The organism is Bdellovibrio sp. HCB185ZH, assembly GCF_047302455.1.
Taxonomy (GTDB): domain Bacteria; phylum Bdellovibrionota; class Bdellovibrionia; order Bdellovibrionales; family Bdellovibrionaceae; genus Bdellovibrio.
Window position 1 is genome coordinate 1,132,797 of sequence record NZ_CP178624.1, and the last position, 16,395, is coordinate 1,149,191.

11 protein-coding genes and 1 pseudogene are annotated in these 16,395 nt (G+C 46.3%); 9 read left to right on the plus strand and 3 right to left on the minus strand.

Features of this window, described 5'->3' with window-relative positions; genetic code table 11:
• Nucleotides 1-10 precede the first annotated feature (10 nt).
• From ACLSU7_RS05460 to ACLSU7_RS05500, 9 genes and pseudogenes are all read left to right on the plus strand, one after another.
• Entirely contained in the window at nt 11-694 is a 684-nt protein-coding gene (locus ACLSU7_RS05460) for a DUF4956 domain-containing protein (RefSeq protein ID WP_413294549.1), read from the plus strand.
• A gap of 7 nt (nt 695-701) precedes the next feature.
• The gene (locus ACLSU7_RS05465) at nt 702-2,447 is read left to right on the plus strand and encodes a DUF3616 domain-containing protein (protein WP_413294550.1); all 1,746 of its coding nucleotides are present in this window, start codon (nt 702-704) and stop codon (nt 2,445-2,447) included.
• On the plus strand, nt 2,447-3,610 hold the full coding sequence (locus ACLSU7_RS05470) for a hypothetical protein (protein ID WP_413294551.1): 1,164 nt from the start codon (nt 2,447-2,449) through the stop codon (nt 3,608-3,610). The genes ACLSU7_RS05465 and ACLSU7_RS05470 overlap by 1 nt, the downstream gene beginning before the upstream one ends.
• Nucleotides 3,607-4,389 (plus strand): VTC domain-containing protein, encoded by a 783-nt coding sequence (locus ACLSU7_RS05475; protein WP_413294552.1) that lies wholly within the window; start codon nt 3,607-3,609, stop codon nt 4,387-4,389. Before ACLSU7_RS05470 ends, ACLSU7_RS05475 begins: the two co-directional genes overlap by 4 nt.
• A gap of 198 nt (nt 4,390-4,587) precedes the next feature.
• Nucleotides 4,588-9,378 (plus strand): tail fiber domain-containing protein, encoded by a 4,791-nt coding sequence (locus ACLSU7_RS05480; RefSeq protein WP_413294553.1) that lies wholly within the window; start codon nt 4,588-4,590, stop codon nt 9,376-9,378.
• Nucleotides 9,379-9,630: 252 nt separating this feature from the next.
• Nucleotides 9,631-10,737: a hypothetical protein gene (locus ACLSU7_RS05485; RefSeq protein ID WP_413294554.1), complete on the plus strand. Its 1,107-nt coding sequence runs from the start codon at nt 9,631-9,633 to the stop codon at nt 10,735-10,737.
• Nucleotides 10,738-10,903: 166 nt separating this feature from the next.
• Complete coding sequence (locus ACLSU7_RS05490) at nt 10,904-11,449, plus strand: glutathione peroxidase (RefSeq protein WP_413294555.1); 546 nt, start codon at nt 10,904-10,906, stop codon at nt 11,447-11,449.
• Nucleotides 11,450-11,697: 248 nt separating this feature from the next.
• Nucleotides 11,698-11,967: pseudogene (locus tag ACLSU7_RS05495) on the plus strand (hypothetical protein); the annotation flags it as partial.
• Between the two features lie 21 nt (nt 11,968-11,988).
• Complete coding sequence (locus ACLSU7_RS05500; RefSeq protein ID WP_413295372.1) at nt 11,989-12,465, plus strand: HRDC domain-containing protein; 477 nt, start codon at nt 11,989-11,991, stop codon at nt 12,463-12,465.
• Here ACLSU7_RS05500 and ACLSU7_RS05505 read toward each other — a convergent pair.
• The 3 genes from ACLSU7_RS05505 to ACLSU7_RS05515 form a co-directional block, all read right to left on the minus strand.
• A complete protein-coding gene (locus tag ACLSU7_RS05505) occupies nt 12,462-13,784 on the minus strand; it encodes a DUF1552 domain-containing protein (protein ID WP_413294556.1) in 1,323 nt (440 codons plus the stop codon). The two genes, ACLSU7_RS05500 and ACLSU7_RS05505, sit on opposite strands and share 4 nt — an antisense overlap.
• Nucleotides 13,785-13,786: 2 nt before the next feature.
• Complete coding sequence (locus tag ACLSU7_RS05510; protein WP_413294557.1) at nt 13,787-15,562, minus strand: DUF1592 domain-containing protein; 1,776 nt, start codon at nt 15,560-15,562, stop codon at nt 13,787-13,789.
• Between the two features lie 311 nt (nt 15,563-15,873).
• Nucleotides 15,874-16,395: a gamma-glutamylcyclotransferase gene (locus tag ACLSU7_RS05515; protein WP_413294558.1), complete on the minus strand. Its 522-nt coding sequence runs from the start codon at nt 16,393-16,395 to the stop codon at nt 15,874-15,876.

A 16,395-nucleotide genomic window follows, 5' to 3' on the forward strand; every position in this document is an offset into this window, starting at 1 on the left:
GGGGATATTTATGTTGGATTTTTCGGTTCTAAACTCTTCTTTCGCCAATCCAACATGGATTTCGATCATCTATGCCTTTTTGCTAAGTTTTATATTGGGGACTGCCTTGGCGGTAGCTTACGTAAAAACTTTCCGGGGGCTTTCCTATTCGCTGAACTTTCTGCATGGTTTGGTCCTATTGCCAATCGTTATTGCCATAGCGATGCAAGCAATCGGTGACAACGTCGCTCGTGGGATCGGTATGATCGGTGCCCTTTCTTTGCTACGCTTCCGCACGAACGTCAAAGATCCCCGTGATATGTTTTTTATTTTCGCATCGCTCGCGGTGGGTTTGTCAGCTGGCGTTCATGCCTACGGCATCGCTATCGTCGGTACTATTTGTTTCATTTTAGCCTTAGCTGTTTTACAAAAGTCTCCTTTTGCCTCAGGACCCCAGTTTGATGGATTGCTTAGATTGAATTTGTCTCGTGTGGGATCTGATCAGCGGGAGGTCGAAGGTGTACTTGAAAAATCCTGTCGGCATTTTGCCTTGGCGACCATTCGTGAAATGGGTCAAGGAGAACGCTTGGATTTTTCGTATCAGGTGCGTTTGAAACCGCAACAGACGTCGGCTGATCTTGTTGAAGAGCTGGGAAGAATCTCATCTGTTCGCGGTTTAAATTTTATGAATCAAGAATCAGTCATCGAGGTGTAAGGTGAAAATGTCTGAAGTCATTGGCACCGAGAATCGATTTTTACTAGGCTGCTGGAGTGTCGCTGTCTTTTTGGTATTAATTCTGGGATTTGTGCTAAGTTCCGATCCGGTCAGCATCCTAGGGGTGGCTGAGTCACGGGAATTTCAAGTCAACTTTGACAGCCCTGTTGAAATCAAACACATCTATGTCCTGCCAAGCCAGGTGGTGCGCAAGGGTGACTTACTGGCAGAGCTGGGTCAATCCGAATGGGATTCCCAATTAAGAATTTTAAAAAGTCGCTATGACAAACTCAATGCAGAAATGCATCTGCGCCAACAACTGGCGGGTGTCGTTAAAGACTTAGACCATTTGGCGCCTCAGGCAGATCCCCTGCTGGTGGAACTTGAAGACACTCGCAAAGAGATTTCTTTAATCGAAAACCGCATGAAGAATCTTTTTGTTTTTGCGGAAGTTGATGGTGCTGTCGGCGCCGTGAATTTTAAAAATGGCGAAAAGGCCCCGGCCTTTGCTCCCCTGATCACTTTGGTTCCTTTAAATCCCACCTATGTAAATGGATATATCAATGAAAACCTGTCTTCGACGCTTACCGTAGGTCAGACCGTGGAGGTCAGCTCCACTTCTGGAAAAACAGTGCGTGGTTCGGTGGTAAGTATCGGCTCGCGCATTGTGCAGATTCCCGAGCGGTTGCTGCGAATTCATACCTTGGTTGCGTGGGGACGCGAGGTTGTGATCAAAATCCCTCGCAACAATGGATTTCTTTTAGGGGAAAAGGTCTTTGTTCAGAAAAAATGGAGCATGTCTTTGCTAAGCCAAGCTTATGCTGACGAGGCATCTGTGGATTCCGAATTGAATCAGCAAGATCCCAGGGAGATGGAAGTGCCATTAAATGTAGGCCAAACATTCAAACCCGAAATGTCAGGTATTGTGTTTATCCCTGAGCTTAAGCAGTTTGCATTGATTTCGGATGACTACCCTCAGGACCGCCCCGTCTTGTTTTTAATGAATGAACAAGGACAGCTACAGCCCCATCAGATTCAGATTGATGGACTGCCTGCCATGACTGACATCGAATCTATTTCCGTTCAGGGCGATAATTTGTATTTATTAAGCTCCCTGTCTCCGACCAAAAAGGGAAAGATAAAACCCGAAAGAAATCTTTTTGCTCAGATCAAACGCAGCGGTCTTCGCTATCAGGTCGAGCACCAGGCGGATCTGCGAACACCATTGCTAAAAGCCCTAAAGGATTCTAAAGATCCGATCTTGAAATCTATTTATGATGCGGATTTGCAGGCATCTAAAGACGGTTTTGAAATTGAAGGTCACACCGTCGATGGCACCGACCTTTATGTTTCGCTGAAAGGTCCTGTCCTCCGCCGTAATGAAGCGTTGATTCTAAAAATATCAGACTTTGCTTCAGTCTTTGAAGGACGATTGCAGCCCGAGCAAGTGACCCTGTCTGCGCGGTTTGTGATGGATCTGCCTCACCAGGATGTTGAAGTCTTGGCAACGGACTTGATTAAGCAAGGGGACACGTTTTACTTGGCGTCCACCTGTCGCGAAGCTTCTTGCAGCGCGATTTGGACTTTGAATTCAAAATCGGGTCAGACGCAGCTGTTCCAAGAATTCACTATGCGCCATCTGGAAGGAATCGCTGTTCATCCGGAAACGCACCAGATGTTTATGGTCTTTGATCGAAAAAATTCTCCTCAATATGCTGTCGTCAATCTGGCTACTGGAAATAGGAATCCTTGATGCTTTTTCACTGGCTTCTGTTTGGAGGCATTTCCGCATTTGCAATGACGCCAGAGCAGGTTTTAAAAACCGCGTGGTCGGACTCGGCCTATACTTCACAGGAAGAAATGCGCAGTACAAATACGACCAATCCATTGCGCAACGTAGAAGCTTTTGCCAATACTGAAACAGAAGATAAAAAGAATAACGAATATGAAGTGGGACTGAAGCTTCAGTTTCGTTCATGGCCTGAATGGAAAATTGGTGAAGCACCCGATGCCAGTCGAACGGTTTTAAAAGATGCATCTCTTGCGTGGGCTTTGCATGAGCGCTATCTGAATTTGATTTCTTATGAAATCAGCCGTCAAAAGATGGCGATTCTGACAAGCTCTTTAAAATTGTCGGATGGCTACTTGAAAGCGCAAAGTCTTTCCTTACGCGCAGGGCGCGCTTCGACCAAGTCATTTTTAGGGGCTCAAGGTGACATTTATAAATTGAAACGTCTGGAAAATGTGATTACTCAGGAAAATAAAGCGGCGGCGAAAAAGATTAAAAATTGGGTTCCCTCTTGGTCCGAAGATTCTTTAGAAGGATTTGATCTCCTAAACGTACAAGAGGTGGCAGATTCCGTCGCCAGCACTCCCCTGCCCCAAGCCTCTTTATCAGCAAGAATTTCCCAGACCGAATTTAAGAACTACAGCCGTGAACTAGAAATTCTGCGAGGCCGTGAGGATCAGTGGATCAAGGGATTGGATGTCTCCCAGTCGCACAAAGGCGACGATATCGGTTATAAGGTGGAGTTGACCATCCAACTGCCAGGTTTGTGGGCCGACGATCTTTCGCGACAAAAACAAAATGAGTTGATTCTTAAAAAAGCGTTGAAGCAAAAAGAAGTCGACGACAGCAAAGACAGCCTTTTGAGTCTAAAAAATCAGATTTTAAATTTGGTGGGACTTTACAAGATGACCAGCGCCGGACTGAAAGAAATCAGCAAAGTGAAAGAGCGCGACACCTTGTCTTCTTTAGAAAACCGCTTGTTGCAAGAACAAGGCGAAATGGACCTATTAAGCCAGCAGCAAGAGATTCTGACTTTGTTTGTAGAATATCTACTTCAAAGTGAACGCCTGGCGACGGAGCCCACCAAAAACCACTTAAGCAAATCCTTAAAGGTGGTGGTCTTGTGAGTGGACCTGTTTCACCATTGGCTTTAGAACGATATGAACTAAAATACCTTATTCCCGCCTCGTTGGTGGAACCCATTTCCCGTTTCGTGGAAACCTACTGCGAGATGGATTACTACTCCACTATTTCTTCTGATAAACACTACACCATCAACAGTCTTTATCTGGATACGCCCAGCCTGTATCTGATGCGTTTTAAAGAATCTGCGAATGCGTTTAATTTTAATATGCGCATTCGCTCCTATGGAGATGATCCCAAGCCCCCCTACTTTTTTGAAATCAAATATAAATTGCGGGAATTTGTGCGCAAGAAACGCGCCTTGGTCCACGACGAGAATTGGTCTGATATTCTGGAGTGGGGTGTTCTGCCGGATCATATTCAAGGAAGCTCTCGAGCGAATCTTGAAGAATTCCTGCGGGTGAAGATGACCTATAACACAGCCCCCGTGATATTAACTCAATACCGCCGCAAAGCTTATCTGTCCGTGGTTGATGACTATGCCCGTGTGACCTTTGACCGAGATTTACGTTTTCAAGAAATGAATGACTGGTGCGTGCGACCTGATGAGCAACTACTAAGTCACTACGATCATCCCGACTCCTTTGAAGAACCAAGATGCAATGTCATTCTTGAACTTAAGTGTGAAAAAAAGATTCCTTACTGGATGGTTGATCTGATTCGTCACTTCCAACTCGAAGGCGGATCATTTTCCAAATTCGGAAACTCCATGCTGACTCACTTAGGTCTGCCAGAAGTTTTAGCCCAAGGCTCGCTGTATTAGGTGCCAGGTCCTCTTTCTTGTCGCATCATAACAAGAAAGAGGACCTGGCACCTTTTTGTTGTTAACGATCGAACAAGTTCTTTCGCACTGTTAACGTTCTGTTTTTCTTTCCAATTTTGGAGCAGAAAAAATCCTATAATTCATCGCTTAAGAGCGAACTTAATAAAGCGTTCCCTTCAGACTGCCGAATAACTGATCATGAGAAATTGGACGTCTGGGATTCTCATTTTATGCTTTCTACTTGCAGGGGCCGCCGTGGCTTCTCCGGCGTCGTTTACTTATCAAGGTCGTATCATTAAGCCCAATGGGACTCCATTAGAATACAATAGCGTGAGTTTCGCATTCGAGATCACCAATGCATCTGGGAATTGTACTTTCTGGCAAGAGCAAAAAGATCACGTGAATATGCAAGGCTCTCAAGGGATCTTTGATGTGCCGATTGGATCAGGCACACGCATTTTTCCGACGGGTCCCATTGCTGATATTCGTGATGCTTTCAAAAACTCTGTGGATCTGCCTTGTGCGGCTGGCGGTACGTATAGACCTTCCGAAACAGAAATTCGTCTTTTAAAAGTTCAATTCCATGATGGTCTGGGGTGGAATGCGATCACTCCGAATTCAGAAATCCGTTCTGTTCCTTTTTCGACGTTTTCTTATTCCTCTGCGAAACTTGGTAACAACTTACCTTCTGACTTCGTTTTGAAATCTTCTGTTTCGTCTTGTTCACTCGGCCAGTATCTGACTTTTGATGGAACTAATTTTTCTTGTCAAAATGATTCCGGCGGTACAGGGACTGTGAGTGATATCAATGTCTCATCTCCCCTCACTAAATCTGGTACAGCGGTTATTCCTGTGATCGGCATCAACGTGGGCACCACCGCTGGCAGTGTAGCAGCAGGTAATGATGCTCGTTTTGGTGATGCGACCAAGCTTCAAGGAATTTCCATCTCTTCAACGGCTCCGACTGCTTCTCAATACTTAAAGTATAATGGCTCCAACTGGGTTCCAGCCACTATTGCAACGACTGATGTGAATGGGTTATCAGGAACTCTGTCTGGTTTGATGACACAATCAAGTTTCTCATCTGCTGTTTCTTCGGCGAGCTGTGCCCAACATCAAACGATGTATTGGAATTCAGTTTCAAATAATTTCCAATGTCAGTCTATCAACGTCGCTTTGGCCGGAGATGTTTCAGGAGCAATTGGTGCCACCACTGTTAATAAGCTTAAAGGTATTGCCGTAGATTCCACCGTGCCAACCACAGGTCAGGTTTTAAAATATGACGGTGTTAAGTGGGCTCCCGCGACTGATACTTCCAACTCCGGTACTGTCACTTCGGTTTCAGGAACTGCCGGGCAAGTCAGCGTCGCGAGCAGCACCACAACTCCCGTTATATCTCTGGTGAGTGTTGGTACTGCTGGAACATACTATAAGGTCACAACAGATGCACAAGGCCGAGTGACATCAGGCAGTTCATCATTGGTTGCTGCCGACATACCTGCTTTGGGTTTTTCAAAAATCACAAGCGGCTTACCCACGACTCTTTTAGGATATGGTATCACTGATGCCGTGAAAAACCTGGGAGGCACTCCCGGTATTAAATCAGGAACGCTTGCATCAAAAGGTGCGGTATCAAGTGCCGGCAATATCTATATCGCAACAGATTCCAAAGAGATCTATCGTGATAACGGTGCATCTTGGGATTTGATTTCCTCTGCGGCAGGTTCCGGTGGCACCATCACGGGAGTCACTGCTGGCACAGGCCTTACGGGTGGCGGCACATCAGGCACGGTTTCCCTGGCGGTCAATGTAGGTACTGGTGCGAATCAGATCGTACAAATGACGGCAGCCGCAAAACTTCCAGCCGTTGATGGATCTGCTTTAACGAACTTAAATCCCGCAAGCTTATCTGCCGTCGTTCCGATCACTAAAGGGGGTACCGGCCAAGCAACCCAAACTGCCGGCTTTGATGCCCTAAGTCCTGTCACAACCAAGGGCGATATCATCGTTCGCGATGGGACAAATAATATTCGTCTGGGCGTCGGTTCAAATGGTCAAATGTTGACTGCGGATAGCTCTCAAGCGAGTGGTTTAAAATGGAGTACGCCCACTGTGGGCACAGTCACTTCCGTGACTGGAACTGCTGGTCAAATAAATGTTGCCACTGGCACTACGACTCCTGTCATTTCCCTGCCTACGACGGGTACTGCAGGTACATACCAGAAAGTTACAACCGATGCCTATGGTCGCGTGACTTCAGGAGCAGCTTTAGTTGCTGCTGATATCCCCTCTTTGGACTTTACAAAGATCACTACGGGGTTACCGACCACACTGGGTGGTTATGGAATCACTGATGCCGTAAAAAATCTAGGCGGCACTCCAGGTATAAAATCAGGAACAGCTGCTGCCAAGGGAGCAGTTACTGCTGCCGGAAATATCTATATCGCCACAGATTCAAAAGAAATCTATCGGGACAATGGAACGACTTGGGATCTTATCGCTTCCGCAGCGGGATCTGGTGGCACTATCACGGGTGTCACTGCCGGCACAGGACTGACTGGCGGAGGAACATCGGGTTCTGTTTCAATTGCAGTTAACGTTGGTACTGGAGCAAATCAAATCGTGCAAATGACGGCTGCTTCCAAACTTCCTGCGGTGGATGGATCCGCTCTAACGAATTTAAATCCCGCAAACTTATCCGCCGTAGTTCCGATCACTAAAGGGGGTACCGGTCAAGCAACCCAAACTGCAGCGTTTGATGCTTTGAGCCCCGTCACAACTAAGGGTGATATCATCGTTCGCGATGGGACAAATAATATTCGTCTGGGCGTCGGATCAAATGGTCAAATGTTGACTGCGGATAGCTCTCAAGCGAGTGGTTTAAAATGGAGTACGCCGACTGTTGGCACTGTAACAAGTGTGACAGCCACCGCTCCTCTGTCCGTGGCAACGGGTACAACGACACCGGCAGTTTCGATTTCTAACGGCACAGTGACAGGACAAACTCTGCGCTGGGGTGGTGCCGCATGGAGCGCGACGAAACTTACTTACACTGACTTGATCAACGCAACTGCCGCAAGCCCTTGGCCGTCAACCACGTGCACGGCAGGTCAGGCTGTGATTTGGTCTTCCGCTTCTGATTCATTCGTTTGCTCGACCATAACGATCAGCGGATCTAATTTTGCTTCCCAATCCGCAGGCCTTGTTTTCGCAGGCCCAGCCGCAGGAAGTGCGACACCGACATTCCGAGCGTTGGCTTCCACAGATCTTCCCGCAGGCACTCTTGATGGTACTGGTACTGCTGGCTACGTTCCCTATTATAGCGACGCCAACACCTTAACGAATTCAAATATTTTCACGAGTTCGTCCAACGTCGGAATTGGCACTGCTACGCCTGGGGCTTTATTTCATGTCAGTCAAACCTTGCCAGATGGATCGAAACCTCTCGTGAAATTTGAAAACTTAAAATCAAATATTTCAGGTTTGACGACTTTAGCCGCTTTGGCACCAAACATCGGTGACACCTACAGCAAAACGAATATTTTGATCGGTAAAGATTACGCCAACTATCAAGCTGGATCCATCGAGTACAACTACAACTCTTCAGATACAACTCAGCGTCGCTTAAGCCTAGGACATAAAGGATACACTCCTAATTTTCATATTACAGAACCCGGCAAGGTCGGAATCGGCACAACATCACCACCGTCTCCCCTGTCGGTTGTGGGTGGAGCATTCTTTGGCGACAAGGCAACATATCCGACGGATTTCAGCACCATTGAAACGAACTCTTACGTCAACTCACTTTTTTTAGATACGGCCACAACCGGAAATTATACCTCGTTTTCGGCTTGGATGCGTGTTGCTCCTGCTGCCAACTCAACACATTCCTCTCAGGCGTCTACCGCGGGCTTGTCATTCGATGTTCCAGCCAGTGTAACCGTGAACTCCACCAATCAGGCAATGTGGATCAGTGCAGCCAGAAATCGCTACTCTGGCAATGTTGACAATGGCAAAGTCGATTCGCTTATGGGCGCAAGTGTTGTATACGGACATGAAAATGCTGTTCCTGCAAACACTCCGACAACCACGAATGCATATGGTGTTGTGATAAGTCCTAATAGCTCCACTGGGACGATCACGAATATGTATGATCTATTTTTAGGTACAAAGTCTGCAGGTGGGACGGTCACGAATCGCTATGGTGTGTATCAGACAGACAGCGCCGCAACAAATTTCTTTAAGGGCCGCGTGGGAATCGGAACGACAACCCCTGCTGCTTCACTGGATGTTGTTGGACACGGTATATTTAATACCGGAGGGGAATTTACAAACATTCGATTGGGTCAAGAGATCAATGACAATATTTTCGCGGATAATTCAGCAGGGAAAATTTATGGCGGAGGCCTTTGGTTCCGTGTTCACGATACTACTCAGGGTTCCTTCTACCGCGACATATTGTATCTAAACGACAATGGACGAGTCGGCATCGGCATCCCCCTACCAACTTATACTTTGCATGTGAATGGCTCTGTGGCGGGCACCTCAGCCTACAACAACCTTTCCGATAAACGTCTTAAAAAGAATATTGAGACTATTCCCAATGCACTGTCTAAAATTGAAAACCTTCGCGGTGTCACCTACGACTGGAATCACGAAGTGCATCCAGAATTGAAACTAGGAAACCGACAGGAGCTGGGCGTGATCGCTCAGGAAGTCGAAACTACATTCCCTCAAGCAGTCAGCGAAGATAAAACCACAGGTATTAAATCTGTCGCTTATTCAATGTTGATTGGGCCCTTGATCGAAGCCATCAAAGAACTGCACCAATATGTATCGCGACTGCAAAACTCGGTTACGAAGCATGATAACAGACTGCTGCGCGTGGAAAACGAAGTGACCATCTTAAAAGAACAAAATGAGCTTTTACGCAGACAAAACGAAGAGCTCTTATCTATTATCAAATCGCAAACTGCGCTGCCAAAATAACTCCAAATTACCGCTGTACTTCGGAACATCCTGAACTGAACCAATGGCGGATTACATTCGGAAAATTTTGTTTCCCTGGGACTGTCAGGGAATTTTTCATTTCTCTTATTTTGTTTTTCATCCGCAAATAAAAAGCACTTCGCCCCTCATCGCACTAAACTTCGTCAGCTGTATATCTTTTGTGCTCGTTCTTGAATGAGAATGTGAAAAATGGGGCTATAAAAATAATCATGTTCGCCCGATACTTTATTTATGAAAAAACAAATACAAACACCTTTCAAGTCAATTACTAAAAACACAATGTCCTTGATCCTGCCAGCCCTCATAGTTGGTTGTAATTCGAGTGGGAGTTACCAAGGTCAAAATTCACAAGATGAGTCTTTGTCTTTCGCATCTGAATCCAATGACTCAAGTGATGGATTAAGCGCCAACAGAAGTCGATGGTGGGTAAGACCTAAGCCGACTGTTTCACCTTCACCAACGACAACTCCTAAGCCGTCGCCGTCGCCATCTCCGTCCCCTTCTCCAACAGTAACACCTAAACCATCACCGTCACCAACGGCGTCTCCTTCTCCATCGCCGACTGTGTCGCCTTCGCCAACGGTATCCCCACCAGCGACTTCAATTACTGCGGCCCAAGTCGTCGCCGCGCAAACTGCGAAAACGCACGAAGCTGTTATTCCAGACATTCGTTATGAATGGCAACGCTACCCTATGATTATCATGCAGTCGCCAGCCAAAGCGGATATTCCAAGCTGGTTCCCGTATACGAAACCGGCGTATTGCACACTGATCAATTCATGGATGCAAGTCTTTGAAGCTGACGGCAATAAGGCGACAAACAGTCGAGTTCAGTATCGTAACTTAAAGGTCTACACACTTTCGCAAGCGACAAGAAAGTGGACTTTATTGAAAAACGATGCGGCTCCTCCATATACAGATACTTGGAAATATCCGTTTGATTTCGCCGCTGACGGTGGAGATCGCAAAGAAGCCACAGGAGGCGTTTCGTTCAAACCGGATTATCCAAAATTCGGGCACGGGTATGGATCGCAAACGATCTTGAGTAACCCAGCAGACATTCGCGCCGTGTTTGTCTCGATGGATACACGCCTGATCCTTGATAATCCGAATGGAGTCGACGATCGCGACTCAGCTAAGCTTTTAGCGAACGTGGGCGCCGACTACTGGCCAGACAAAGCTTCGATTAATACTTCTTGGAGTTATGCCCCAGGTATCGGTCAAGGTCGCTTTATCCTGGCCACAAAAGACTGGCGCAAAGCTACGATGATCGTGCCCAACGGAAGATTTGGTGCGACGATGCAGGAGATGATCGATAACCCTCCACCACTAGATTAAAGACTCCCAGGTGCCAGGTTAAAACCTGGCACCTTTTTTTTGTTCAAATTAATCCAATTCACCTCCGCTTCGGTAACTGCCTGCGACATGGCTAGTCCTTGTACGAAGCACCAGCGAACTTGTATAAAATCAAAATCCTTCCATTCGCTGACTTGAGGAGTACACCATGAATTCAATCTATAATTTCTCGCTGAAAAACATCAAAGGCATCAATACCAATCTAAGCGAGTACAAAGGTAAAGTTTTATTAGTCGTAAACGTAGCCTCTCAGTGCGGACTTACGCCTCAGTATGAGGCGATGGAGACAGTCTTTGAAAAGTACAAATCTCAAGATTTTGCAGTACTGGGTTTTCCCGCTAACGAATTCGAAGGACAAGAGCCCGGCACCAATGCCGAGATTCAAGAATTCTGTCGCGCCAACTTCGGTGTCAAATTTCCGATGTTTGAAAAGATCGTAGTAAAAGGCGAAGGCCAACACCCTCTTTATAAATATCTGACAGAGACCGAACCCAATGCGAATAAAAAAGCAGGCGAAGACTTTGAAGAAGTTCTTAAAGGTTACGGCATTCACCGCGAAAACAATAAAGACATCCTATGGAACTTCGAAAAGTTTCTAATCGGTCGTGACGGCAAAATCATCGCCCGCTTTGCTCCAAACGTAACACCTGACGACCCAATGTTGATTACCGCGATCGAAAACGCACTTAAATAGATGAGGGCAGCCCCACACCCGCTGCGGCGGCTGCTTGCCTCACTGAAGGCGTGCACATGTATCAAAGACGAACAAGGATCCGGTTAAAAAGCCAATAGCCCGTCCCACATCAGAACAAAGCGAATCCATTCCGTCGATTCCTTCTAATTCGATTTCATTTATGTCTGGGAACTGTCGATCAGTTCACTATGCGACGGTTTTTGCGAAAACTACGGCAACTTTTAGTGAACGCACTTCTACTATTCACGATGGTCTGTGCCGTCGCGACGATTCTCATTCCCAATACTATTATATTTTCAAGAATCTTCTGGATTGGTTCTTCTCTAGTCATCATTGTCACAATCTTATCTTTTCCTAAACGAAGGCCCTCGAAAAATAGATATCAAGACAATCAGGGCTATATAGTTGTTAAAGGATCGAACGAATATGAACACAGGCACATTGCAAAGCTCATATTGAAACGAAAGCTATTTCCCAACGAAATCGTCCATCATATAAATGGTATCAAATCAGATAATAGACTCATCAATCTGTGTGTGATGGATCGACATCAGCATGAATTAGTCCATGCCTGGCTAGATTGGAAAAAGAAAAAAACTGGAAGATATCCCAGCTTCAAAGAGCAGAAAAAGGTGCTTTGTGAAAGACACAATGGCATCCTTTTGGGAAACTATGCGGGATTAGAAACTAAAACTTATTCTACGCCCGTCCGACATACCTTTATAATTGAAAAATCTAAAGCTCCACCGACTGGTAATTCTGATCAGTTTTTCCGCAGGCTCTTTTCAGATCTCAGACGGGAAAGAAACCGGCTCGCCGAACAGAGAAATATTCCCGCCTATTTAGTATTCAAAAATTTAACCCTCACTCAGATGGCCCAGCAGATGCCACAAGACGTTGAATCTATGAAAAGCATCATTGGCATCACACCGGAAAAAATGAGGCTCTATGGAGAGCCCTTCTTAGCGATTATTTGGAAACACACTTCAGAAGAACGACAAAGGAAGAAATCCTAGATCCCCAAATCCCCCGTACTTCGACCGAATTGGGAAACATTGACTCCCATATAGCGAGCCACTGAAATCCACAAATTCGATAATGGAGCATTCGTGGAAACCACTTTTCCTGGTTTCAATCCGCCTCCGCGCCCTGCCACGATGATAGGTAGGTCCGTGGAACCGTGTCCCTGACCATCATTCAAACCCGAGCCAATGACGATGATGGTATTATCAAAAAGTGTTTTTCCGGTCCCATCCGTCACAGACTTAAGCTTGTTAATTAAAAGCAAAAACTTTTCGGCCCATTTTTTATTCAAAGCCTCGTACTGGGTTCTGAATCTTGGGTCATCATTGTAATGCGAGATACTGTGCATTTGCACCGGGAAGTGACTGCCGTACTCATAATCCAGGTGATAAGAAATGATGCGTGACTGACCACAGGCAATAGCCAGCTTGATTATTTCCAAATTTGTGTCCGTAAAAGCGTCAATATCATATTTGTTGGGATTTAAATTCATCGTGCCGGCCACACAGGCGTTCGATGTTGCTGGAGGGGTTGTGACCGGCGGAGTGACAGTCGCGATTTTCTTTTGGACTTCATCAAGTCCGGTCAGATATTGATCAAGTTTCGCCTTATCTGAGGCACCGAGTTTTGATTTTAAAACACCGATCTCGCCAACGGCATTATCGAGGATGTTCTTACGATAGTTTGCAATATTACCCGAACCCGTCGGAGAAGGCGTGGGAGTTGGCGTGGCACCACTCCCCACTCCACTTGGAAAAATGGCTTTAAAGACCGCTGCTGGCGTATTGTAAGAACTTGCGGGAGTCGTCGCATTGATCCAAGAGATATTGGTTCCATAGGTGCTACTGTAATTAAATCCACTTCCTGTATCGCTGTCAGACGCATCCGCGGCAGTGATTTGAATTGTGCGAGGACTTGCTGTCAGACTCAGCTTTTCAGCAATCAAGCGATCAATAGACTGCCCGACGCGCAGGCCCCCATCCAGCGGTTCGGTTCCGGTTAAGAAAGCCGCATTGGAACTCGCGTGAATTCCATTCACGGGACAAAAATTATGAAGTCCTGTGGGGAAAATCAAATCTCCTTTGACAGGCTCGAGCATCGATAAAGCCGAAGGCAAGGTATAACTCGTCCCACTCCCCGAAGGTCTCCAGCTGTTTTTAATAACTCCCAGAGGAAACTTTAAAAATATAACATTCGGCGCACTGGCCACTTGGGCCAAAACCTGCGTCGGCCAGAGAGATTCAAACATAGGCAAGGCAATCAAACTTCCGGCACTGATTAGAAAACGTCGTCGATCGATTTTTTGACTCATAATTAATTGCCCCCGCCGCGTTGTTTTCGGAATGGATCACTGAGAACCATTTCCGTAATTGCGTCTGATATTGGTTTATTTGGATCAACCATATTTTGACCGATACGATTGATCGTACAACGGTCGAAAGATTCAGCATTGCGACCTAAACTATAGATCAGCATTTTTTCAGCTACACAGCTTTTGAATCTTGCATCTTGTGACACGATAGAAATCATGCCGACTGCATCGGTGAAACTCTTTCCGTTCGGCATAGTGCTTGAAGAATCCAACTTGCGATTCTTTTCATCAACCAGCACGTATCTGCCCAGTGGATCGAAGTGTTCAAACCCAAGACCTATCGGATCAATTTGCGTATGACAGCTAAAACAAGCGGGATTATCACGGTGATGAGCCAAGATATCCCGGCGAGTCTGGTTGATAATTTGATCTTCGGTGATAACTGCGACAGTCCCCGGCGGAGGAGGTGGTGGTGGCGAACACAAAACATTCGATAAAACCAAATTCCCCCGTTTTACGATGGAACTATAATACTGATTCGCACCGACTGCCATCATCGACCCTTGAGTCAGGAATCCCATGCGTTTACTGTCAGGGAATACGACCTTCTGGAAAGTTGCGCCCGTCACTCCTGTAATTCCATAGTGAGCCGCCAGACGGTCATTTAAGAACGTATAATTCGCCGTCAACATTTCAAAAAAGCTCGCATCACTTTTAAAGATATCACTGACGAATGATTTGGTTTCAGTGATCAAATCAGAACGAAGCGTTTCGTTGAAGGTTGGAAAAAGCACCGGATCCGGCGTTACTCGGTCCACTTTACCCAAACCAATCCAAGGAGAGACAAAGTTATCGACAAGTGCCGTCGCCTTAGGACTTGCAAGCATTCGGCGAACCTGTGCCTTCAATTGATCCGGTTGCAACAATGCTCCTGAAGCTGCCGCATTCATTAGCTCTTGATCGGGCATCGAACTCCATAAAAAATACGACAAGCGAGAAGCTAACTGATAAGGCCCTAAAGCCACGGTTGTGGTTGTACTTGGATTACTCAATACGGGAATACGAAACAGGAAGTGGGGTGAAGTGAGTGCTGATGTCAGTGCCACACGAAGAGCAAACTCGCCCGTCTCCCCTTTGGCTTTTACGGTGTTTACTAATGTTGTATAGCGAGTGAGCTCTTCGCTATCTGGTGGGCGACGAAAAGCTTTGGTTAAGAAAGACTGCAAGGTCGTCTGAATACACGCTGCTTGCTGGGCATCGCAGGTTAGAATTTTAGCTTTTAAGGTCGCATTTGCAAAGGCCTCTGCAATCGCTGACTCTGCCGCCGTCGCGATTTTGTCAGCGAGGTCAGCAGTGATAACCAAAGTGAGAGCATTATTAGCAAACCCGTTCGCCGTGCCATCCGGTGGAAAAGTACTGCTATATTTCGTCGTGATCCCTAAAAGATCGGTCAAAGTATTGTCGAACTCTTTTCTATTCAGACGTTGCGCACTTACAAAACCCACATCAGGTGCCGTCGTACATTGCAGGGATACACTGCGAGCTTCGGTGATAGCCGCTGACACTGCCGAGATCGCCTCTTTAGTCATCACGGTTTTAAGTCCCGCCATCGCCGGCTGATTCGACAGATTCAAAGTGATACTGTCTATCGTGGGAGTGACGATTCTGGTTGCACTTAAATCGCCGTGGCAACCCGCGCAATTCACACTATAAATCTTTTGCCCGTCCAAGGTCGCTTTATTGCTATCAGTATTTCCCAACACATCAGATTCGCTCACACCGGAAGGAAATCTGCTGATCTCAAAACCTTGCCCACAACCCGACAAAAAAATTATCAAGCTGAGGCAACCAAGGCCTATCACCGATGTTCGAAAGAAAATTTGCTCCCTAATTTTCATGATGCCCCCACACACGATTGTTGCAATCGTCGAGCCGGGTCAAAAGAGAGCTATTGAACGTGAAGTCTGATTTCCGTCTAAGGTAAAAACATTGTCTAGTTAATCATCGTAATTTTAATTTGATCTTTTTTTCATTCGGAAAAAGGAACGTAGCGTAACGATTCGCTCACATCCGCGACAGAGGCACTAAACTATCGTGCTTTCGAAACTAACGAAGCCACGTAGTCTTCGGGCAATCCCGAAGCACGTGCGCCTCGCACCAACGCCTCCAGATAACGTTCACTGACAGGACCTTCCAGACTCCGACGGTTCGGCGAAGTCACAAAGGCAGTCGCCTGAAATTCTTGTCCATTCACTAAAACCTTCAATGAGGTTTCGATCGACATACCCGTCACAACACCTTCTTTGTGTTGAATTATCGGCCACTCCTTTGCTGGAATCTCAAAAAGCCTTCCGAAAACAGAAGATTCTTTTTCAATCAAACCAGCAACACGTCCGCCCCACCAGCGTGAGGGGAAATCAAAAATCAAATCCACACCCTTTGCTTCAGCCACCTGGCCTTCTGGCAATGTGAAAAACTGATAGCTGTGCTCCTCAGCCCAGATTTCAAAAGCCTCGCGGTCCAACACGCCCGAGTAAGCAAAATACAACCTACTTCCACTGTCTTTGATTTGATCTCTCGCTTGCATCACTTTGCCGTAATGAGCATCCAT